The organism is Arabiibacter massiliensis, assembly GCF_902386925.1.
Taxonomy (GTDB): Bacteria; Actinomycetota; Coriobacteriia; order Coriobacteriales; family Eggerthellaceae; genus Arabiibacter; species Arabiibacter massiliensis.
Genome location: NZ_LR698996.1, coordinates 1,412,268 through 1,434,011 on the forward strand (window position 1 = coordinate 1,412,268; position 21,744 = coordinate 1,434,011).

Genomic DNA, 21,744 nt, shown 5'->3' on the forward strand with positions numbered 1-21,744 from the left:
CCTTCCGCTCTCAGGCCCGCGCTCCCATGGCCGCGTCCCGCTTGCTCTTCTCGCCATGCATGCTCTGCGCGAACTGCTCCTCGATGTCCTCCAGCGACATGCCCAGCTCGAAGCAGCGCTTGAGGTATTCCTGCGTCACGATCTCGGCCGTGGTGGAGATGCTCACGCCCGGCTTGCCGCTCACGTCCAGCACGAACGCGCCCTGGCGGCGCTTCGACTGGATGTATCCGTCCTGTTCAAGGCTCATGTATACCTTGTTCACAGTGTTGTAGTTCACCTCGACGTCAGCAGCCAGGCCGCGCACCGTGGGCAGCTGGTCGCCCGGCTTGTAGTACCCCGAGGTGATGAGGTAGATGAACCGGTTCTTCAGCTGCAGCCAGATGGGGATGCTGCTCTTCTCGTTGATCTCGAACAGGGCCACGTCGTCCGCCATTTCTATTCCAATCGGAGCGCTTGCGCGCTCGGCTCTTCCAATGCGAGGTCGCGGTGCATGCCCGCATCCACGATGGCGCTGCGCATGCTGAACCCGCCCATCAGCACGAGCACCGCCGCCACGGCGAGGGCGGCGCGCAGGGCGGGTGCGGTCGTGCGGCGCAGGGCCGCGACCGCCTCCACCGCGAGCGGTGCCACGAGGCCGCACAGGCCGAAGCCCACCCACCAGCGCAGGGCCAGGTCGCCGGTTGCCAGGCGCTCCGCGGATGCAGCTGCCGCCGGGTGGTCGCCTGCGAGCGCGAAGCCCACGAGCGCAGCCGCCGCGAGCGCCTCGAGCGCGATGATCGCCAGGTCGAACCTCGCGAGCGCGCTGACGAGCCGCGCAAGCGACGTATCCGCTTCGCCGAAGAACGCCGCGATCAGCAGCAACGCCGCCCCGCACGAGAGCGACGACAGCGTGAACAGCGCCGGCACGAACGGAGTGCGCCAAAACGCCACGCCTCCCACATCCTGCAGCAACAGGCCCGTGTACAGCATGACCGCGAGCCCGGCGACTGTGGCGAGCACCTCGACGGCCGCGACCGCCGCGCGCGGGATGTCGGGCAGGTACGCAAACCGCACCGCCGCAAGGAACGCCCCGCACGCGGCAAGCGCCGCGAGCGCAAAGGCCCCCACGGTGAGGAACGTCGCCGAGGGGCTCGTGAACAGCGCGAGCACCCGGTCGATGCGCCCCAGGTCGAACAGCAGGCACAGGATGCCCAGCACGAGCGCTGCGAACCCGGCCAACAGGCCGAATGCAAGCGCGCGCTCCGTGGGCGGTGCCTCGTCGACGGACACGCGCGCCGAGGTTCCGAACGATGCGCGTACCCACGCGAGATCCACTAGCGAGCACAGCGCGATGGCGCCCGCGCCCGCGCCGCCGAGGAACAGGTAGCCCACCGCCAATTCGCCGAGCATTCCCCCTCCTCCCGATCGCGCGCCCCACGTTGCTCGTGCCAGTATCCCACAAAACGCGGCCCTCGTATATGACAACGTGTCATATACGGAGGAAACGGGTGAACCCGGCTGAAAGATCGATGCCAAATACCGGAAACAACTTCGTCCAAATACCGGAAATAACTGTAGCTAAACGCCGGAAATAAGAAAAGGCAGGCCCTGCGTGACCACTGTCGAACGCTCGCGTCCTCGCCTCTATCGTTTGCAAACTCGCCAATGATGCGTTTGCAAATTGGCCGATGAAACTCTTGCATGTTCGCCAACGATCAGCGATCGGCAACGTGACGGCATCGCGATAAAAGGCCTATGCGGCACGACTGCGATGTGCAAGCTCGCCGCCGCTGCCCGACAACCTCAAGCGCATAACACGAAGCGGTTTTTTGTGCAAACGCCTGACCAGGTAAAACAATGCGCTTTACCTGGTCAGACGGCCTGTTTCGTTCTGCACGAAAAGCGGCCTCGTGAAAGGCCCTAGCCGACGAGCGCGGCGAGGAACGCGGCGGCGTCGCGGTAGAAGGGGTGGCGGGACTCCTCGGCCGTGCGCTCCGCGAAGCGGGGCATCCACGCTCGGACGTGTTCTGCGAGAAAAAGGTCGTAGGCCGCCTCGGGCGAGCCTCCGGGGAGGGCGTCGTCCGCATCAGCGGGGGCGGCCGCGCGCAGGGCGAGGCGCTCCAAAAGCTCGCACTCGGTGGCCGCGTGGTCGAGGGGCTCGTTGGCGCCCTCGGGGCGGCCCAGGCCGCACTCGCGCATGAAGCGCTCGACGGCCATGGAGTGCGGGTTCACGAACAGGAGCGCCTGCACCCCGTCGTCGGCCGCGCGCCACACGCCCTCGTAGGGCGAGACGGCCGGCTCGGGAGCGCCGACGAAGAGGCGCGTGGCCTCGGGGCGCAGGCCGTCGGCGGAGGCGTGAGCCCCGAAGCCCTCCGGGAGCGCGAGCCCGAGCGCGGCCGCTATCTCGCGGGCCGCGTCGGCCCACTCGCCGGAGGACACGGCGTCCGCCAGCTCGGCTCCCGGGTAGCGGAACGAGAGCGCGGCCAGCTCCCATGCGGCGGCCGATACCTGCCAGTCATTGCTCATGATCCCTTCCTTTCCTGAACCAGGCGGCGAGCCACCTCCAGTGGACGACGACGTGCACGAGCAAGAGCGCGAGCAGGGCCTTGGCCGACATCGCGTGCAGCGGGTCCCAGAGGTAGTAGCCCTCCGCGTAGAGCCCCAATGCCGGCAGCACAGTGCCGGAGACCATGATACCCGACACCGTGCATGCCGCGAAGGCCAGCACGATCAAGGCATCCAGCACGAGGTTGCCCGTGCGGCCCCACGAGGGATGCGCGAGCGATCCCCTCACGGCCTCCACCGCCCAGTCCGCGTGCAGCAGCGCATGGACGAAGAACGCCAGGAAGACCCCCAGGCCCAGCCACTCGTGAAGGCCGATCCCGGTGATAGCGGGGTTCGCGACGACCAGGTAGACCGCCAGCGCCGCGAGGTCGATCGCGAGGTTCCTCTTGTCCATGTCACCCCGCCTTCCGAACGATCAGCACGAGCCCAACCACCAGCGCCACCGGCGCGAGCAGCCAGAGGTTCAGGCTGGCGTCGCTCGCCTGATGGTAGCGCGTGACGAGCGAGTCCCACGCGTGGCACTCGACCGAGGCGCACGAGGCCTCGGGGCAGCTCATCTCGTGCACCCCGTCGGGCTCCGGCACGTCGTCGAACCCGTGGCACTCCCCCGACGCGCAGCCGGCCGCCGGGCAGGGGGAGTCCGCCGATATCGGCAGGACCCCCGTCGCCGGCTCGGCCGCGACGCCCGCGGCGAGCACGGCCGCGCCGGCGAGGAGGAAGGCGGCCAGGGTGATGAGCAGCTTCCGAACCATGACTCACCCTCCTCCCCTGGAGCCTAGGCCTCGGCCGGCCTGAGCGGCAGGTACTTGAGGCCCAGGAGCAGCATGAGGGCGCCGAGCCCCACCACTCCGAGCGCCACGCCGAGCTCGAGGGGCGTCGGCCAGTACACGAGCCCCTGGTAGGCGCCGGCCATGCCGGACTCCCAGCCCGTGACGGCGTAGGGCGTCATGGGGCCGGGCAGATCGAGGTTCGGGATCTGGAACCCGCCGACGAGCAGCTGCACGCGCTTGCAGAGGATGGCGACGATGGCGGCGAGCGAGGCGGCCACGACCAGCCCGCTGCGGCGCAGCGCCGGCACGAAGGCGACGAGGGCCGCGAAGGCGCTGAGGACGATCTCGGCCCAGAAGAACGGGGCGAGCGGACCCGCCACGAGCATGGACACGACCTCGGCGCCGGAGGCCTGCGGGAACGCGGAGGTCAAGAGGTCGCATCCGAAGAAGTACAGGTCCACCGCCACGAACGCGCCGAGCATCTTCAGCATCTTGACGACGTTGTCCTGCGCGACGTCGAGGTAGCCGGCCTTGCGCAGGGCGATCACCACGACCAGCACGATGGCGGTGCCGCAGACGAGCGCCGAGGACACGAACCACGGGGCCAGCAGCGCCGTGTGCCAGAGCTCATGGGCCTGCTGCAGCCCGAAGATCCAGGCGGTCACCGAGTGCACGAGCACGGCGCACACGAGCGCGACGACGCTCACGATGCGCAGGGCCAGCTGCGACACCTTGCCCGCCTCGGCCCTGAGCGTCGCCCACAGGTACACGATCGAGAGTATCAGGTACACCGCCAGCACGGCGATGTCCCACATGAGAGGCGACCCCAGGTTGGAGTACGCGAACAGCTCCCAGAGCCTCAGCGGCTGGCCCAGGTCCACCACCACGAACCCGATGGCCAGCACCGTGCAGCAGATGGACGTCCACACGGCCACCTTGCTGATGCCTCCGAAGCCCGCCATCCCGAACGCGCGCGGCACGGAGCTGATGATGAGCCCGCCTGCCGACAGCCCCACCAGGAACATGAACATCGTGATGTAGAGCCCCCACGAGTCGAGGTTGCGCATCCCGGTCTGCACCATGCCGCCGGAGAGCTGCACGAGCCAGAGCGCCAGACCGACGACGGTCGCCAGGGCCGCCACGGCGATGGCGACGTTCATCCCCCTGCCCCCGAACCGGGAGGCGGGAGCCTTGCTTGTCTCAGACATAGTCGTTCTCCTTATCTCCCTAGATGAGGTAATAGACGGAGGGGTTCGTCCCGCGATCAAAAAGAAACTGTCGGTACTCGTTTTCCCTAATGAGTTTCGAGACATCGCTTTCCGGATCATCTAGATCGCCGAAATGACGCGCGCGCGAGGGACAGAACTCCATACAAGCAGGCGTTTCTCCTCTAGCTATCCTTTGGTAGCAAAAGGTGCATTTTTCGACAACATGCTTCTGGTGCATAGGCGCATCGACATCGCCGAGCGAGAAATCAACGGCGTACTTCGGCTCCTCCCAATTGAACGAGCGCACTCCGGTGTAAGGACAAGCCGCCATGCACATGCGGCACCCTATGCATTTGTCGTAGTCCTGCCGCACGACGCCCGTTTCAGGGTCTTTATACGTTGCTCCCACAGGGCATACCTTCACGCAAGAAGGATTCTCGCAATGTTGGCAGCTCAAAGGGTAGAACGTGATGCTATTGTACGGATATTCCCCCGCCGGGCTGTCAATCGAATTACCCCCGTCGGTCAAAACGCGATTCCACCAAGTGCCGTTTGGAAGATTGTTGGCGCTTTTACAGGCGATCGCGCAGGCTTGGCATCCGACGCATCTCCTTGTATCTATGACCATTCCGTAGCGCATATCCATCCCCCCCCCTTAGACTTTCTCAACTTCGACAAGCGCATCGAATTGAATGGTGTTCACGACATACGGGTGTATTTTCGGGGTGCAGAGCTCGGCGTAATGCCCCTCTATGAACTGCCCATCTTGCCACCCATGAGGAAGGTTTACGATGCCTGGTCGCAAGCCATGATGGATAGAGGCTTTGACGACCACGTAGCCGCGATCATTGTAAACCTTTACGATATCCCCCTCTTCGATGCCACGTTCGCTTGCATCTTTTTCGTTCATCTTCAAGATAGGCTCAGGATCCAGCTCCCTCAACCAGGGCACTCGGTTCCATTGCGTGTGAATACGCCATTTGGCGTGTTCCTGAATAAATTGCAGGGGATACTTCGCCCGTAGTTCGTTGTCCTGTCCGATTTCCGCTGGCTCGAACCAATGGGGCAGACGCTCGTCGGCCGGATCGAACTCCTGACCACAATTCACGCGAGGCACTGCATCCTCAAGATAGAATTGTCCGCGCCCCGTAGCGGTGGCGTACGGCCGGTCTTTGTTGTTTTGAAGGTAGAGGCCTTCGGGCAGATTGCGCATCACCTTGTTTTTCTTCAAAGTGTCGAAGTCGATGCCAAGCTCCTTCAAAGCAGGAACGTCGAGAGACGTCCGAAGCATGTCCTCCTTTGTGGTGTAGAAACGCCCGACGCCCATGCTCTCTGCCAATAGTTTGGCGATATCAAAGTCGCACTTGCTTTCATAAAGCGGCTCAATAGCCTGATCGTTGAAGATGGCATGGGGATTCTGCCCGCCGAAATTGACGATGTCTTCGACTTCGAACCAGTGCGGAACCGGCAACACGATATCGGCGTACTTCGAATTGTCGTTCAAAGTCATATCCGCCTGGACGATCAGCTCGACATTGTCGAGAGCAGGTATGAGCTGAGCGCGTATCGGACAATTGCCGAGAAGGTTATTGCCTGCGAAGAACATCGCCTTGATCTGCAGATCCTTCCCTAAGAATTTCCCGGTGCTCAGAACTTCCGGCAGCACCATTGCCGAAACGCTATTGCTCGGCATGTCTCCTTCGGGATAGTTCATGCCAACAAAATTCGCTTGGTTGCCGGCAAATGAGCCAGTGCCCCAGGAAGCGCCCTTTTGCCCGATTTGGCCAGTGACCATAGCCAAAGCGAGGGTGGCGGTATAGCACGAATGGCCGTTGTAATAGCGATCCGCACCGAACGAATGATAGAGCACAGCCGGACCGCTTGTCGCATAAAGCCGTGTCAATTCGCGAATCGTATCCTCAGGTATGTCGCAGATTGAAGAAGCTTTGGACACCGTGTAAGGGCTGACGGCTTCCACAAGCAAATCGTATGCGGTAGTCACCTCCTGCCCAGCCACCTCGAACGTTCCTTGTATGACGGGCTCGAAAACATCCTCAACAGAGCCGGGAACACCGTCGGCACCCATGACAACGATCGGATTCACGATAGTCGGCTTTCCTGTCGTCGGACTTACCGGACCTTCTTGTGGCTCCACGCCCAAATCGCTCATGCGAAGGTACTTGCCGTTGTCTTTGCGAACCAGGAACGGTGCCACCGTGCAGTTCGTCAAATAGTCGACGTCCTCCCAGCCTTCGTCGATAACCATTTTGGTCATCGCCATAGCCAGAGCTCCGTCAGTACCGGGGCGAATCGGCACGTATATGTCCGCTTTGCTTGCAGCCACAGTGTAATTCGGATCGATGACGACGAGCTTCGCGCCGTTGTCCAGTTTTGCCTCTATAAGGAAGTGCCAGTTCTGCAATTGAGCTTCCGTCACATTAGAAGCCCATATGAAAACAACTTTTGCATACCGGATGCTCTTCCCCTCACCAGAATCGGTGCCCCCAGCCATCGTCGCGCCAGCATACTGAAACGCATGATCATAAGTGGCGGGAACAGTCGAAGCATGGAGCACGCCAGCTAAGCGGCCATATGCGGCGCTGCCTTGCATGCTCGACGAAGTGCAGCAGAAAAGCAAGCTCCCCTCGCCATACCTCTCTCGCACTTCTTTCCATTTCGAGGTGATGGTTTCTATCGCCTCATCCCACGATATCCTCTCCCATTCGCCTCCTCCCCGTTCGCCGACTCGGCGTATGGGGTATTTGATGCGCTCCGGATCGTATATACGCAGAGGATGACTCATCCCCTTTGCGCAAATGCGGTTATAGTCCGGGTCGGCCGCTTCCCCCGCCACACAGCCCACCACTTTTCCATCCCGCACCTTCACTCCGATATAGCACGTTGCGAAGCAGGCTGCTCGGCACGCTCCAGAAAAAAGCTTTGTCTCACCTGCCGCGTCTACGCCATCTTCAGCGTAAGCTGCGAGCGAGGTTCCGCCGCCCACCGCGGCTGCCGCGCCCGCTACTGCGGCCGTCGTCTTGAGGAAGCTCCTGCGTGTGAGCCCGGCGTGCGGGCTTGGTGCTCCTGACATTTCTCCTCCTCCAAAGGTCGTGTCAGGATATCCCCTTGCGGATTGGGTCGAGAGGCAACCTGCCCCTCGCCAAGCGCAACCTCTCTGGATATCCCCCGATACGCTCCAGATAAGAATTGGCCAAATCCTTGATTGTCACATTATCACAATGTCTTGCGACATTCAATAGATCAGACTATCCCAAATTGTGAATAAATAACCTTGCTAAGGGCGGTCCGTGTGCTATCGTTCTTGATGCGGAGACACTCCCCATCTGCTAAAGAAGGGCAAGGGAAATCTCCGCTTCTCATGCGTACGGCGCGTCTCGCCCGCAATCACCAACAGGTTGTCCACCAGGCCCTTCGCCATGCTTGGCGCGCGTGGAACAGCACGTTGTCGGCGAGAAGCGGCGTCGAAAGCGCGCTTAGAACGATGCTCGCCGAGTCGCTGCGTGGCTCGGCGTTCCCCATCTGCCGGGCATTCCAACTCCCAGAGCGTGCCTTCCATGAAAAGGTCGAGCGATGGTCTACCGCAACGGCGCGCTTCCAGGCGCACGGCCTTCACTGTGAAATCGAACCCTATGGACATCGGCACGCGGGAGCCGGGCCGGGCAAGGCGCGCGCCGCCAGAGTGTTTCACATGAAACACTCGTAAACGAGTACAAATGTTTCACGTGAAACATTTGTACTCGTTTACGAATTCAAAACCTTCATGCGGATTTTGGCACCGAAGAGGATGCGGCGGGCCAGATCGGGGGCGGCCTCGCCGAATCCGAGGCCCGCCGCGCGCTCAGCCGCCTGCCGAAACGCCTCTTCCAAGACGTCGCACAGGCGCGCCCTCTCCTCCCACGCGGCTTTGGGAGGCTGCCGGAGCTCTTTCGCCAGCGTGTTCAGATCGTCCGCGTCGACTTTGTCGATGTTGAGGTGCCTCCCCAGCCGCAAGCCCATGCCGCGATCGAGCTTGGCGCCGAAGCGGCCGTCGTACACCGCCGTCGAGACAAGGTCGTAGGCAGGAGCGAGGCGCACGGAGGCAGGCCCGCTCCAGATCAGGGAGTAATTCTTCAGATGAGCGTCGCAATTGCCGATCAGGTAGTTGAACAACATGAGGCGATGCAGCTCGCGCAAAGCCTCCGCAGGACGCTCGGCGCACGCCATCAGAAGCTCGACCGCTTCCGACACGTACGCGCTCGACGCCCCTTCGTACTTATCGTCCGAGCAGTACCCGAGCGCCTGGCACGCATCCTCCTGATGGACGCGCGTCAACAGTCGCAGGCCCTGCTCGGTCCTTTCTCCCGAATCGATCCTGTCGAAGCGCTCGACCACGAGCAGCGGGCTCTCCGGATACAGCAAGGACGCCTTCGCCGCCTCGATTCCCGCCAAGGAGGCAGCCGTCATGCACAGGTACTCGTTGAGCGCCAAATGGGGAAACCGACCAGACACCTGGGGCTTCACGATATGGCTCGAAGGCGAGCCGTTCGCGGGGACGTACCATCCGTCGTCGAGCGGCTCGCGATCGTCGTGGTACAGCGCGATCTTCTCCTGCGCGCCGGCCAGCGACAGCCTATGCTCCGCGCGAAGCTCGGCCACTTCCCGCAGGGGATCGCGCGCGAGATCCTCTAGGCCCCGCGGCAGCCGGAGATACTCTCCCCGAGAAGGGGGCTGGACGGGATCTCCCGCCTCGACCACCATCACATCGCCGGCGCAGTCTCGCCCGAGCGCGCGGATGAGCTGCGCCGGGTTGCGCGGGGACACGTGGAATTGCCGCGCGACGACGCTCCGGGCATCTCCTTCGGGCAGCAATCCCTCGAAGAACGGCAGGGTCTGCGCGCCCGGATAGCGGCCCGGCGCAAGAGGAAGGCTCGCCGACAAGGGCAGCGCCTCGGGCGACCGAACGTACGACTCGAAGTAGGAGAAACCGTAGAACGGCTCCCCCTCCTCCCTGTCCAGAACGCCGATCAGGCGAGCGCCTCGGTACACGTTAAGCGTCTCGCCTTGCGCCATCGAGCGCCTCCCTTTCCTCTACGTGCATGTTGAGGCCCAACATGGAGGCCACGTCCATCGCCTTCCCCAGCTGGATGGTGTCCTTCCCGTTCTCCAGGTCGGAGATGAAGCGCGCGCCGCATCCGCAGAACGCCGCAAGCTGCTGCTGGGAATAGCCGAGCTCCTTGCGACGCGCACGCACCGTTGCTCCGAAGTCGCAGGCCGAAAGCACTCGTTTCATATGCACCTTATTCCCGATCGGTAATATCTTTGGCGATTGCAGAATACTATTACCGATCGGGAATAGTCAAGGGATCGCAGCGTTTTCGTTACCGATCGGGAACGCCGCCTGTTCACGCCCTCCCGGCTACGAGCTTCTTCTGGGCGAGGCGGGCCTCCACGAGCGCTAAGATGTCGTCGTCGGCCATGCCGGCGTTGGCGCACGTGCGGATGAGGTCGTCCACCAGAAGCTCCACGGCGGTGTCGGTGGCGCGCGCAGCGCCCACGTCGTGGCGCTCGGTCACGAACGTGCCCCTGCCCTTGCGCGTGGAGATGTAGCCCTCGCGCTCCAGGTCCATGTAGGCGCGGTTCACGGTGTTGTAGCTGATGTCCAGGTCGATGGCCAGCGAGCGCACCGTGGGCAGCTGGTCGCCCACCCCGAACTCCCCCGCCCCTATGAGGTAGGCGATGCGGTTCTTCACTTGGATCCACACGGGCAGGCCGCTGTTGTAGTCGATCTCGAAGGAGGCGAGCGGGTTCATGGGAGGCCTATCTCTCAGTCGGACGGTTACCGTTCATCATAGCACTATCCGTGAAGCCGTCGCTCATGGCGCTCGGCAGCGTGACCACGGCGCCCTTCGACTTCTTCACCGTGTCGTACTGCATGAGCAGGGTGCGCAGGCGCAGCGCCGCCTCGGGGTCGCCGTAGACGCGCGCGGCCTCGGCCAGCATCTCGGCCAGCTCCACCTCCACGCCGGCCACGGTCATGCGCGCGTTCTTCTCACGGTCGGCCTGGGCCTCCAGGCTCATGACCTCCTGCAGCTCGTCGGGAATGACGATGTCGCGCACCTTCACCGAGATGATGTCCACGCCCCAGCCGGCGGCCTCCTTCTCGATGTCCTCCTTGATCTCCACGTCCAGCTGGTCGCGCCTCAGCGCCACCTCGGCCACCGTCGAGCGGCCCACGGCCTCGCGCATGGCCGTCTGCGCGAGAAACGACACGGCCGCGTAGTAGTCCTCCACCTCGGTGCACGCCTTCTCGGCGTCCCACACCACCCAGAACAGCACCGCGTCCACCGTCACCGGCACCAGGTCGGCCGTGAGCGTCTTCTCGGCGTAGAAGGGCGTGGCGATGGTACGCTGATCCACGCGGATGGTGCCGTGCTCCACGATGGGGACGGTGAGGTAGAGCCCCGGCCCCACCACGCGATTCAGCTTGCCGAAGCGCAGCACCACCACCTTTTCCCAGCTCAAGGCGATGTGCACCGACGACAGCGCGAGCGCGCCCACCAGCAGCATGAGCGCCACCGTCTCCACGCCGATGCGGCCCGTGAGCGCGAATCCCGCGCCGAGCACCGCCGCGCACGACACCGCGAACACGGCGATATTGAAGATAACCGCCCCGTTGCGCGACGATTTGCGCGGCACGTAGGAGGTGGCCGCGCGGATCTCGGCGTCCTTGTCGCGCACGTCGTACGGCGCGTCCTTCATGATGCGGTCCTTCGAGCGTCGTGCCATCCCGCGCACCCCTTCCCTATCCCGCCGCAAGCCCGAACAGGGCCTCCGGCATCTGCGTCACATCGAACAGCCCGGCCTGCACGAAGCAGAGCCGAAGCGCGAACCCGCCCGCCAGCACGAATGCGGCGATCCACAGAAGCTGCGAGCGGTGGTTGCCGTGCGTGAGGAGGCGCTCCATGGCGAAGGGGACGGCGAGCCCCGCCACCGCCACGCCTCCCCAGAACGGCGCGGCCAGCTCGCCCGCCAGGAGCGCGAAGGCGGCCGGAGCCGTGCCGCCGTCCATCGCCGCGAGCGCGAGGTAGCCGGCCAGGCACGCGGCCTCGAGCGCGATGAGCGCCCCGTCCGCCCGCACGAGCCGGGAAAGCGGGCGCACGAACGGCCGGCGCGCCTCCACGAACGCCGCCGCCAGAAGCGCGAGCGCCACCCCGCACGACAGCGACGAGAGCGTGAACACAACCGGCAGAAGCGGCGTCTGCCAGAACAGCACCGAGGCGAGCCCCTGCAAGAGCACGCCCGTATACGCGGCCGTGACGAGGCCCGCCGCCAGCCCGAGCGCCGCGAGCGCGAGGCGCGCCCAGCGGGGCGGCCGCGCGTTGTCGAGGAGCGCGAGGCCCGAGAACGCGAGCGCGCAGACGAGCGCGACCGCAAGCGCGTAGGCGCCCACCACAAGCGGCGTGGGTCGCGGCGTGACGACGAAGGCGAGCACCCGGTCGAACCGCCCCAGGTCGGCCGCCAGGCATACGATGCCTGCGCCCAGCGTCACGGCGCACAGGGGCCAGGCGCGCTGGAAAAGCTCGTCGGGCAGCCCCGTGCGTCGCGGCCAAGCGGCCCGCACGGCCTCGAGCACGGCGAGGATCGCAAGCGCGCCGCCGCCGGCCCCGCCCAGGAAGAGATAGCAGGTTATGAGCGAATCGAACACGCGCTCCCCGTCCCGCGCAGGACTCCCGCCGCCCGCGCTCGCCCCATTGTCGCAATGTTGCAACGTTTCAAGACAATCGCAGTATAGCAGACGCCGCGCAAGGGTAGGTTGAATTTTTAAACGCAACGCTGTTGCGCTTGCTCTTGCAGGCGAAGCCTGGAGCCCCTTTCAGCGCGTAGGTCGTAAGGCCTGCCGCTGAAAGGGGCTTTTCCCTTCTCTTCTACAATCTTTCCCGTGCAGGTTTCCCGGGCGGGAAGGAGGAGGCGATGCCTGAATCGAAGGGAAGGCATCTCACGAAGGAGAACAGGGAGGTGATCGAGGAGGGGATCCGCAGCCGCGACTCGGCGAGGGCTATCGCCAAGAGGATCGACGTCAGCCCCTCGACCGTGACCCGCGAGGCCAGGGCGCACAGGACCGTGAGGCAGAGGAAGATGTCGAGGGGCGAGAACGCCTCCGCGAGGTGCGCCAAAAGCCAGTCGTGCCAGGCGAGCGGCACCGCCTGCAAGAGGTGCTCGACCGCGCTCACGGCATGCAAGAGGTGCAAGACGCGCCCGTGCGTCCTTGCGTGCCCGGACTTCGAGCCCAAGATGTGCCCGACCACGCAGAAGTGGCCCTACGTCTGCCCCGAGGGCTGCCCGAAGCGCGGGTGGTGCGCCTACCCCAAGTGCTCCTACGACGCGGGCGACGCCCACGCGGCGTACCGCGGGACGCTGAGCGCGTCGAGGAGCGGCATCTGCATCTCGCAAGAGGAGCTCGACGCGATGAACGCCATCGTCGTCCCCCTCTCCAAGCAGGGGCAGAGCTTCGAGGCGATCTGGGCCGCGCATGCGGCCGAGCTGCCGGTGTGCGTGCGCAGCGCCTACAACTACCAGGCGAAAGGAGAGGTCGGCCTGACGAGCCTCGACATGCCGCGCAAGGCGCGCCTGCTCCCGCGCCGGAAGCCGAATGGGAAGGGCGGGGACGCCGACGCGCCCCGCGAGAGGGTGGACCGCGCGGGGCGCGCCTACGCCGACTTCCTCGAGCTCGCCCTCGCCGAGCGCGTCCGCGTCGTGCAGGGCGACTCGGTGGAGGGGTATCAGGGAAACGCCACGGATATTTTGAGCCTGCACGTCGTCGCCCGCTCCTTCCAATTCTACCTGAAGAAGCGCCATGGCGACCCCGCGGCGGTCGTCGCATGGCTCGACGTCATAGAGCGCGCCTTGGGCTCGCCTGCGGCTTTCGAGGAGATCTTCGGAATCCTCCTCTTCGACCGAGGGGTCGAGTTCGACGACTGGGCCGGCGTGGAGCGCTCGTGCCTGGTGGAGGGCGCGCGCCGGGCCCGGGTGTTCTACTGCGACGCGATGCAGTCCAACCAGAAGGCCCAGGCGGAGCGCAACCACGAGCGCCTCAGGCGAATCCTGCCCAAGCACCGCAGCGACTTCGACGCGCTCAGCGTGTGGGACGTGGCGGTGTGCGCGAGCCACGTGAACTCCTACCCGCTCGCCCGCGCGTCGGGCAAGTGCCCCTTCGAGGTCGCCGAGGGGCTGATCCCCAGGGTGCTTTTCGACGAGCTGGGCTACGAGCGGGTGCCCGCCGACGAGGTCGTGCTGAAACCGTATCTGATGGCCCACGCGGTGGAGCAGTAGCCCGCCGCGCTTCGATAAAGCCCGGGAAGCAGTGCGCGTAAACATATCCTAGATTCCAAGGCCCCGCGCGTTGCGCTTTCCTCTGCACTTTCCGAGGCGGGGGCCTGCGCGAGCGCGCCCGAATCCTCTCGAGATGCTGTGGGGCAAAGGGCGGTCTGAGGCGGATCGGCGCCGATTGCAAGGGCAAGCGCAACGCGATTCCCCCTGTTTTGCACGTGAAACCGCAACTGTTGCGATAACTCATGCAGTGTTGCAGCTACTTTTGCAACCAACCGACGCCGCGCAAGGGCGCGAACAATGGTGGATGATGTGCATCCGATGTGGTACGATTCGAGGCACTTCTATGCGTGCGAACAGGAGAGAGTGCCATGTACCGCAAAAAGCTCAGCATCGCCTCGCTCGGCCTGGAGCAGCGCGCGCTCGACGCGCTGGCGGCCGTCGAGCCGCTCGACCGCTTCGAGCACGACCTGCGCCGCATCGACGCCTTCGACGCCGAGGCACTCGCGACGTGCGACATCGCCGTGGTGGACCTCGCACGCCTTCCGCACGCCTCCGTCCGCGATCTCGCACCGCTCGCCGCGCGGCGCCGCGAGGAGCGCCCGGGCCGCTTCGGCGCCCTCGCCGTCGTCGCGCCGCAGGACGCCGTCGCAGGCTGGAAGGCCGACGACCTCGCGCTCGTCGACGCCGTGTGGCCCTCCCCGCTCGAGCCCGCCCGCGCGGCCTTCGAGCTGGAACGCCTCCTGCGCGCGGCCAAGCAGGAGGCCGATCTGCGCTTTGTCCGCACCTGCCTGAACACCGCCATCGACTCGACGCCCGAGCTCATCTGGTTCAAGGATGCCCGTGGCGCGCACCTCAAGGTGAACGACGCCTTCTGCGCCACCGTCGAGAAGACGAAGGAGCAGGTGGAGGGCCGCGGCCACTACTACATCTGGGACATCACGCCCGACGAGTACGCGCAGGGCGAGTACGTGTGCCTGGAATCCGAGGACGAGACGATGGCCGCCGGCCGCACGTGCCTGTTCGACGAGCAGGTGAAGACCAAGCGCGGCATGCGGCAGTTCAAGACGTACAAGTCGCCCCTGTTCGACGAGGACGGCCGCACCATGGGCACGGTGGGCATCGCCCACGATGTCACCGACCTGCACAACATCGCCACCGAGCTGGAGGTGTTCATCAACAGCATGCCCTTCGCCATCGTCGTGCTCGATACCGACGACAGCATCATCAACATCAACGACAAGACCGAGGAGTATTTCGCCGTGAAGCGCGCGGAGGTGCTCGGCGGCAACTTCGACCTGTGGCGGCGGCGCGTGCTCGGCGACGACGTGGTGGACGCGAACGACTTCGCCGACGACAGCTCGTTCTCGGCGCGCATCGCGGGCGTCGACAAGGTGTTCGAGATCAACGATCGCGCCATCCTCGACGTGTTCGGCAACGAGACCGGCCATCTGCGCATCTACCGCGACGTGACCGTGGAGCGCGAGCTCGAGCGGCGCGCGATCGAGAACGCCCGCACCGACTACCTGACGGGCCTGTTCAACCGCCGCTACTTCTACGAGTACCTCGAGGAGCGCGGCCGCGACGAGCCCCTGGCCATCGTCGCGCTCGATTTGGACGACTTCAAGGGCATCAACGACCGCTTCGGCCACGATGTGGGCGACGAGGCGCTGCTCAAGGCGGGAACGCTTCTGCGCGAGACGTTCCCCGACGACACGGTCATCCGCTGGGGAGGCGACGAGTTCGTGGTGGCCGCGTTCGGCGAGCGCAGCCTGGCCGACCTGCGCGCGCGATCGGAGCGGCTGCTCGCGCGCCTCGTGGCCGAGTCGCAAGCCGACGGCGCGCCCCAGGCGGTGAGCGGCAGCATCGGCATCGCCGTCACCGACGATGCCAGCCTGTCCATCGACGAGCTCATGCGCCGAAGCGACGAGGCCCTCTACCGCGCCAAGCGCCTCGGCAAGTCCCAATGCCGCGTGCACGGCGAGGAGGAGCGGGCGTGACAAAGGGACGGCGTGACGAAGGGACCGGGTAATTGTCTCATCGCTTGTCCTACCGCACCCCCCCCCCGCGCCAGTGCAGCGATCCGGGCGCACTCCCCGCTGCGGCAGAAAAACGCGGGCTTTCGGAACGACTCGGCTGGTTCCGCAATGCGCTTTCCCAGGTCGCTGATAGAGCGCGAACTCTGCGATTGCCACAGTCGCAAATTCTTGGTTCTGACTCCCCCTTTGACGCACAATCGAGCACCTCGAGAAAGGGTGTGCACGCGAATCGAGCCTGCCCGACACGAAAACCCTCGACGTGAAAGGGTTTCGGCGATCCACGCGAGCGTCGAGGTTCCGCGACCTGGGAAAACGTCGAGGGCTATTGCTCTGGGGAGACGATAGCCGCCCATTTTTCGCCTCCGAGCCTTTCACGTCGAGGGTTTTCGTGTCGGGCAGGCTCGATTCGCGTGCAGGAGGATGCAGTCGCCGGATTATGTGTTAAGCGGAGGGTCAGATTCTTGGTAAAAGGCCCGCACCCTCCTCGTCAACAGGGGACCGTGCGTGCCCTTGTCCTCGGGCTTTTGGCACGCTCGCACGACGGCAGGCATGCTTTATAATGAAGCGAGCGAATCGAAGGGGGCGCAGCCATGGACACCAGCAGGACCGACCGGCGCGTGCAGTACACGAAGCGCGCGCTCACCGGCGCTCTCATCGAGCTCATGAGCGAGAACCACATCTCGAAGATCTCCGTGAAGGCGCTCTGCGAGGCGGCCGACGTGAACCGCAGCACCTTCTACGCCCACTTCCGCAACCAGTACGACCTGCTGGCGCACATCGAGGCCGAGGCGCTCGGCGACCTCAAGGCGCGCCTTCTGGCCGACGACGAGCCGCGCGGGCGCAACGTGGTGAAGATCCTCGAGTACGCGAAGGAGAACGCCGACGTGTTCCTCATGCTGCTCGACGAGAGCGACGGCGGCTTCCAGCGCCAGATCATGGAGCTGGCGCACCTCGTGGACATCCAGCTGTCCGACCAGGAGAAGGCCGTCGACGCCGACGATCTGGAGTACATGTACCTGTTCGCCGTGTCGGGCGCGCTCGGCATGCTGTCGCACTGGCTGAAGAAGGGCACGCCGCAGTCCCCCGCCGAGATGTCGGAGCTGCTGCTGCGCATGATCCAACACGGCATCGAGGAACGCGCGTAAGGACGGCGCCCGAGCGCAGGCGACCGCTCAGACAACAGGCGCTACCCCCGGAAGAGGGCGACGAAGCGGTCCCAGATGGTCTGCTCCTGCTCGGGCTCCTCCTGCTCGGGAGGCTCGGGCTTCTCGATGGCGGCCGTGGTCATGACGAACTGGACCGCCGTCACGCCCGTGTTCTCGGGCGACATGAACGAGACGGGCTCGAACTCCGGGAAGTCGAAGTCGGCCGTCATCTCAGCGATCTGCTGCTTCATGGTGTCGGGCAGGACGATGACGGACTCGTTGAGCTGGCCCATGCCGCTGCTCAGCTCGCCCGCGCCGCCCGCCAGCTGCCCCGTGCCGCCCGCAAGCTGGCTCGCACCCGACGCCAGCTGGCCGTAGTTGCCGGCGAGCGTCGACAGGCCCGAGGCGTACTGGGCGAGCCCCTCGTGGAACTGGCCGTACTCGCCGGAGAGCTGCGCGATGCCGTCGGCTAGCTGCGAAAGCTGGTCGAGCTGCCCGCCGCCGACGGCCTTCTCAAGCGAGGACGCCATGGTGCGCAGGGCGGCCTCCTGCTGGTCGAGGGCATCCGGGAGGGATCCGAGCAGCTGGCCCGCGCCGTCGAAGGCGGGCTTCGTGGCGGCGTAGGTGCCCTTGACGGTCTGGGCGGCCTGGTAGTTCGCAGCGAGCTGCTGGGCCGTGGCGAGATCGCCGGGGTCGGTCAGCGCGGCCATCATCTTGCCGATCTGCTGCTCGGTGAGCGTTCCCTCGGGAATCCCCGCGATCGCCCCATCGAGCGCCGTCAGCGAGGCCGCGTACCCCTGCTGCACGAGGCCTGCGTTCTCCCGCAGCTGCGCGAGCCCGTCCGCGAGCGCGTTCAACCCGCCGGGCAGCTGCGCGAGCTGATTGAGCTGCGAGAGGTCCGCGCCCGCAAGGCCGCCGGAGATGGATGCGAGCGCATCCTTGATCTGGCACGACGCGTTCACCAGCTGGCCCGACGAGCCGTTCAGCTGGTTGAGCCCCGCCGCGAACGCCGCGGAGCCGGACGAGAGGCTCTGCGCCCCGCTCGTCAGCTCGTCGACGCCCGCCGCCAGCGACGAGGTGCCGTCGGCCAGCGCGCTCACCGCGTCGGACAGGTCGGACATGCCGTCCACCATGCCGTCGGTGTCGGGCATCTCGATGACCGACGAGTACGGCAGCGCTGCGATCTGCGCGCCCGCCATCTCGAAGTCGCGCACCTTGGCCGTGAGCGTGAAGTCGCCGTCCTGGCCGGGCAGCACGGTGAACGCCGCCGTCGCGTCCTCGCCGGCGAGGGCCACGGTGGCGCCCTCGCCCCTCACGTCGGACGCCACATCGCCGGGCAGCGTGAACGTGATCTGCAGCATGAAGCTGTCGTAGAACGCCGGGTCGATCGCCTCGTTGCACGCGGTCGTCACATGGATGGCCAGGTCACCCGTCGCGCCGGCCAGCTGATCGGCCTTCACCTTCTTGCCGTCCAGCTCGTAGGCAAGCGCCACCTTCCACGGCAGCGCGGTGCCGGCGGCGTCGCCCTGGTAGTACAGCGTGCCCTTCTCAGCCTCGAACACGGTCGCATCGCCTTCGCGCGCGAGCTCGGCCTCGTTCGTGAGGTTCTGCACGGCCGTATAGCCGCCGTGGTCGACGACGGTGCCCGCGCCTTCCACGTCGAAGCGGTTCACCACGTACACGGCCTCTGGCGCGCCGTCGGCGGCGAGCGTCGCGTACACCACCTCGGACTTCTCGTACTTCGCGGTCGACGACGGAGCGGCGAAGGCCAGGGCGGGAACGCCGGCGGTCGCGAGGACGACGGCTAGGCAGGCGGCCAGCGCCCTGCGGATGCTGATGCTGGTGCGGATGCGGGGGGACGTTTTCACGATTCTCCTCCTTCGGGCTCGGGGAGCGGCGCGGGAGCTGCGGGCGCGAAGCCCGCGTGCCAGGTAGTGCGGCGGATGACGGGGTCGAGCAGCACGAGCAGCGCCGGCAGGAAGCACGTGACCAGCGCGAGCGACAAGAGAGCGCCGCGCGCGAGCAGAAGCCCCAGGCTGGACACGGCCGACATGCTGGACGCGAAGCCCAGCGCGAAGCCCGCGGTGGCCAGGATGCTGGCCGACACGAGCAGCGACTTGAACGTCTCGCCGAGCGCGAGGCGCGCGGCCTCCCGTGCCGGCACCCGCTTGCGCTGGCGCAGGTAATGCGTGGTCAGCAGGATGCCGTAGTCGATAGTGGCGCCCAGCTGCACGGTGTTGATGACCAAATAGCCGATGAAGTTCACCGACTCGCCCATGAAATACGGGATGGACAGGTTGATCCAGATGCCCGACTCGATGGCCAGCAGCAGCACGAGCGGCAGCGTGAGCGAGCGGAACGTCGCCAGCAGCACCAGCAGGATGGCCACGACGGCCACCGCAGCCACCACCACGTTGTCCACCGCCACGATGTTCTTCATGTCGTAGAGGTTCGCCGACTGGCCGGCCGTGTAGTACGTGCCGTAGTGGCGCGCCGCGGTCTGCTGGATGGCCTCCACCGTGGCGAACGCCTCGTCGCTTTCGGTGTCCGTGTCGGTGTAGGCGATGATGCGCGCGTAGTTCGGCGAGTAGAACTGGTCGACGACGGCCTGGTCGAGGAAGCCCTGCGGGATGGCGGCCCCCACCGCGGAGGCATACGAGATGACGCTCGTCACGTGGTCGACCTCGGCCAGATCGGCCGACAGGGCCGCCTCGGCCGCGATGTCGCCGCGCGGCACGAGCACCGCCACGGCGTTCTGCTGGCCGAACTCGTCCTGGATCATGAGCGTGTCGGCGCCGGCGCGCAGATTGGGGTCGGGCTCGCTGTTCTGGTAGGTGAACACGGTGTGGGCCTGCCCGAGGAACGCGGGCACCACGAGGGCGAGCACCAGCACGAGCGCCGGCACCCGCACCTTCGCGAGCACCGCGCCCACGTTCTCGAACGAGGGCATGAGCGGGCGATGCCGCGTCTTGTCGATGAGCTTGTACAGCGTGAGCGTGACCGCCGGCAGGAACACCATGACCGTGAAGAAGCTGAACACGATGCCCTTCACCAGGTTGATGCCCAGGTCAGCGCCGATCTGGAACTGCATGAACGCGAGCGCGGCGAAGCCGAACAGCGTGGTGACCGCGCTGGCGGCCACGGTGGAGAGCGAGCGGCGCATGGCCCGGGCCATGGCCTGGTCCACGTCCGCCGTGAGCCGGCGCTCGTCCGCGAACGCGTGCAGCAGGAAGATGGCGTAGTCCAGCGACACGGCCAGCTGCAGGATAGGGCTCACCGAGAACGTGATGAACGACACCTGGCCGAGCACGATGTTCGTGCCCATGTTGATGAGGATGGACACGCCGATGGCGGCGATGAACAGCACCGGCTCGATCCACGAGGTGGTGGACAGCACGAGCAGCAGCAGGATGATGGGCACGAGGATGAGCGCCGCGCCGCCCGCCTCCTGCGCCGTGCTGGCCGTGACCTGCGCCGTGTCCGACGCCTCGCCGGAGACGGCGTTGCCCGGGCCCGCCGCATCGACGAGCGCGCGCAGGGCGGGGACGACGGAGCTTTCGGCACCTTCGGCCACCGTGACCTGGAACAATGCCGAGCCGTCGCGGTAGTATGCCTCCACGGTGGACGCGTCGGCCATCTCGAGGGGCACGGTGGTATCCATGACGTCGTCGAGCCACATGACGCCCTCCACGCCCTCCACCGCGGCGATCTTCTCCTTGAGCGCGAGCGCCTCGGCCAGGCCCACGTCGTGAACGAGCACGTTGGCGTTGGGAACGGCCTGGGTGAACTCGTCGTTCATGAGAGCGACGGCCGTGGTTGACTGCGCCTCGTCGGGCAGGTAGTCCACCATGTCGTAGTTGACGCCCACGAACGGGATCATGGCCGCGCACACGACGGCGACGGCCAAGAACGTCGCCACGACGGCCTTGCGCTGCGCGATGATGCCGTTGATGATGCGGTCCATGCCCACCGCCTGTTCGCTCGATTACCCTACATCATGCATGATAACCAACACCGTGTAGCGAAACAACCGACAAGCGGCAGCTGATATGCCCGTATCCCAACACCCCGCAGCCGAAGTGTCGGACATTCACCGAATCGTCAAATGCTTCCGGGTTGTTGTCCTGGGCGAGCGCTTGACGCCGTCCCGTCCCCCTGTCACGCGCTGTCTCACGCGCCGTCGCGCAGGGCTTTGAGGGCTGCGAGGGTGGCGGCGTCGATGCGGTCGGCCACCGTGTTCTTCACGGCCGCCTTCGGGGTGTCGTCGAGGCGGGCCTCCTCGTAGCACCGGTCCACCTCGCGCGAGAACCCGTCGGCGCTCATGCGGTCCACGCCGAACCCGAAGGTGGTGTCCTGGATGGTGGCGTCGCTCGTCACCACGAGCGTCTCCACCTGCCGCTCGCGCGCATCGTGCGCCAGCTTCTCGATCACCTTGTCGGCCGACTGGCCCGCCGGCGAGAACACGATGCTCACGCCGCCCACCTTCTCGGCCTCCCCGTTCGAGAACGCGTTTCGCGCGCCGTCGAACACGATGATGGCCCGGAAGTCGCGCCCGGCGTAGTTCACCACGTCGTTGATGAGCATCTCGCGCGCCGCGTTGAACGTGTCGTCGGTGTAGTCCTCCTCGGGCGCGACGCGGTAGCGGCTGCCGGAGCGCAGCACGTTGTACCCGTCCACGAGCAAAAGCTTCTTGCGTTGCCTGGCCACGGTG

At 65.6% G+C, this 21,744-nt stretch carries 19 protein-coding genes; 3 read left to right on the top strand and 16 right to left on the bottom strand.

What is annotated here, in order from left to right:
- Window positions 1-10: 10 nt before the first annotated feature.
- The 13 genes from FX134_RS06160 to nrfD (FX134_RS06220) form a co-directional block, all read right to left on the bottom strand.
- Entirely contained in the window at window positions 11-433 is a 423-nt protein-coding gene (locus tag FX134_RS06160; protein ID WP_232050858.1) for a GntR family transcriptional regulator, read from the bottom strand.
- Window positions 434-435: 2 nt separating this feature from the next.
- Window positions 436-1,389: an NrfD/PsrC family molybdoenzyme membrane anchor subunit gene (gene nrfD / locus FX134_RS06165; protein ID WP_080799148.1), complete on the bottom strand. Its 954-nt coding sequence runs from the start codon at window positions 1,387-1,389 to the stop codon at window positions 436-438.
- A 510-nt stretch (window positions 1,390-1,899) separates the two neighbouring features.
- Window positions 1,900-2,505 carry a TorD/DmsD family molecular chaperone gene (locus FX134_RS06170; protein WP_080799150.1) on the bottom strand — a complete coding sequence of 202 codons (606 nt, stop codon included), beginning with the start codon at window positions 2,503-2,505 and terminating at the stop codon, window positions 1,900-1,902.
- Complete coding sequence (locus tag FX134_RS06175) at window positions 2,495-2,938, bottom strand: DUF4405 domain-containing protein (protein WP_080799153.1); 444 nt, start codon at window positions 2,936-2,938, stop codon at window positions 2,495-2,497. Before FX134_RS06175 ends, FX134_RS06170 begins: the two co-directional genes overlap by 11 nt.
- Before the next feature lies 1 nt (window position 2,939).
- The gene (locus tag FX134_RS06180) at window positions 2,940-3,296 is read right to left on the bottom strand and encodes a hypothetical protein (RefSeq protein ID WP_080799158.1); all 357 of its coding nucleotides are present in this window, start codon (window positions 3,294-3,296) and stop codon (window positions 2,940-2,942) included.
- 23 nt (window positions 3,297-3,319) lie between these two features.
- Window positions 3,320-4,522 (bottom strand): NrfD/PsrC family molybdoenzyme membrane anchor subunit, encoded by a 1,203-nt coding sequence (gene nrfD, locus FX134_RS06185; RefSeq protein WP_080799159.1) that lies wholly within the window; start codon window positions 4,520-4,522, stop codon window positions 3,320-3,322.
- A 19-nt stretch (window positions 4,523-4,541) separates the two neighbouring features.
- Window positions 4,542-5,168, bottom strand: a complete 627-nt coding sequence (locus FX134_RS06190) for a 4Fe-4S dicluster domain-containing protein (protein ID WP_197735969.1) — start codon at window positions 5,166-5,168, stop codon at window positions 4,542-4,544.
- Between the two features lie 9 nt (window positions 5,169-5,177).
- On the bottom strand, window positions 5,178-7,613 hold the full coding sequence (locus FX134_RS06195) for a molybdopterin-containing oxidoreductase family protein (protein WP_080799162.1): 2,436 nt from the start codon (window positions 7,611-7,613) through the stop codon (window positions 5,178-5,180).
- Window positions 7,614-8,284: 671 nt separating this feature from the next.
- Entirely contained in the window at window positions 8,285-9,592 is a 1,308-nt protein-coding gene (locus FX134_RS06200) for a HipA domain-containing protein (RefSeq protein WP_080799165.1), read from the bottom strand.
- A complete protein-coding gene (locus FX134_RS06205; protein ID WP_080799168.1) occupies window positions 9,570-9,812 on the bottom strand; it encodes a helix-turn-helix transcriptional regulator in 243 nt (80 codons plus the stop codon). The genes FX134_RS06200 and FX134_RS06205 overlap by 23 nt, the downstream gene beginning before the upstream one ends.
- A 112-nt stretch (window positions 9,813-9,924) precedes the next feature.
- Window positions 9,925-10,332 (bottom strand): GntR family transcriptional regulator, encoded by a 408-nt coding sequence (locus tag FX134_RS06210; RefSeq protein WP_080799170.1) that lies wholly within the window; start codon window positions 10,330-10,332, stop codon window positions 9,925-9,927.
- Window positions 10,333-10,339: 7 nt separating this feature from the next.
- On the bottom strand, window positions 10,340-11,308 hold the full coding sequence (locus tag FX134_RS06215) for a slipin family protein (RefSeq protein ID WP_080799173.1): 969 nt from the start codon (window positions 11,306-11,308) through the stop codon (window positions 10,340-10,342).
- 16 nt (window positions 11,309-11,324) lie between these two features.
- Complete coding sequence (nrfD, locus tag FX134_RS06220) at window positions 11,325-12,227, bottom strand: NrfD/PsrC family molybdoenzyme membrane anchor subunit (RefSeq protein ID WP_080799176.1); 903 nt, start codon at window positions 12,225-12,227, stop codon at window positions 11,325-11,327.
- 266 nt (window positions 12,228-12,493) lie between these two features.
- On the opposite strand from nrfD (FX134_RS06220), the gene FX134_RS06225 reads away from it, so the two are divergent.
- From FX134_RS06225 to FX134_RS06235, 3 genes are all read left to right on the top strand, one after another.
- Window positions 12,494-13,852: a helix-turn-helix domain-containing protein gene (locus tag FX134_RS06225; protein ID WP_080799179.1), complete on the top strand. Its 1,359-nt coding sequence runs from the start codon at window positions 12,494-12,496 to the stop codon at window positions 13,850-13,852.
- A gap of 368 nt (window positions 13,853-14,220) precedes the next feature.
- Window positions 14,221-15,849, top strand: coding sequence for a sensor domain-containing diguanylate cyclase (locus FX134_RS06230; RefSeq protein ID WP_080799184.1), 1,629 nt, complete (start codon window positions 14,221-14,223; stop codon window positions 15,847-15,849).
- Window positions 15,850-16,478: 629 nt separating this feature from the next.
- Window positions 16,479-17,033, top strand: coding sequence for a TetR/AcrR family transcriptional regulator (locus FX134_RS06235; RefSeq protein WP_080799187.1), 555 nt, complete (start codon window positions 16,479-16,481; stop codon window positions 17,031-17,033).
- Window positions 17,034-17,074: 41 nt separating this feature from the next.
- On the opposite strand, the gene FX134_RS06240 is transcribed toward FX134_RS06235, so the two are convergent.
- The 3 genes from FX134_RS06240 to FX134_RS06250 form a co-directional block, all read right to left on the bottom strand.
- On the bottom strand, window positions 17,075-18,901 hold the full coding sequence (locus FX134_RS06240; RefSeq protein WP_232050859.1) for a hypothetical protein: 1,827 nt from the start codon (window positions 18,899-18,901) through the stop codon (window positions 17,075-17,077).
- Window positions 18,898-20,997, bottom strand: coding sequence for an efflux RND transporter permease subunit (locus tag FX134_RS06245; RefSeq protein ID WP_080803827.1), 2,100 nt, complete (start codon window positions 20,995-20,997; stop codon window positions 18,898-18,900). Before FX134_RS06245 ends, FX134_RS06240 begins: the two co-directional genes overlap by 4 nt.
- Window positions 20,998-21,203: 206 nt before the next feature.
- Window positions 21,204-21,740 (bottom strand): NYN domain-containing protein, encoded by a 537-nt coding sequence (locus tag FX134_RS06250; protein WP_080799190.1) that lies wholly within the window; start codon window positions 21,738-21,740, stop codon window positions 21,204-21,206.
- Window positions 21,741-21,744 lie beyond the last annotated feature (4 nt).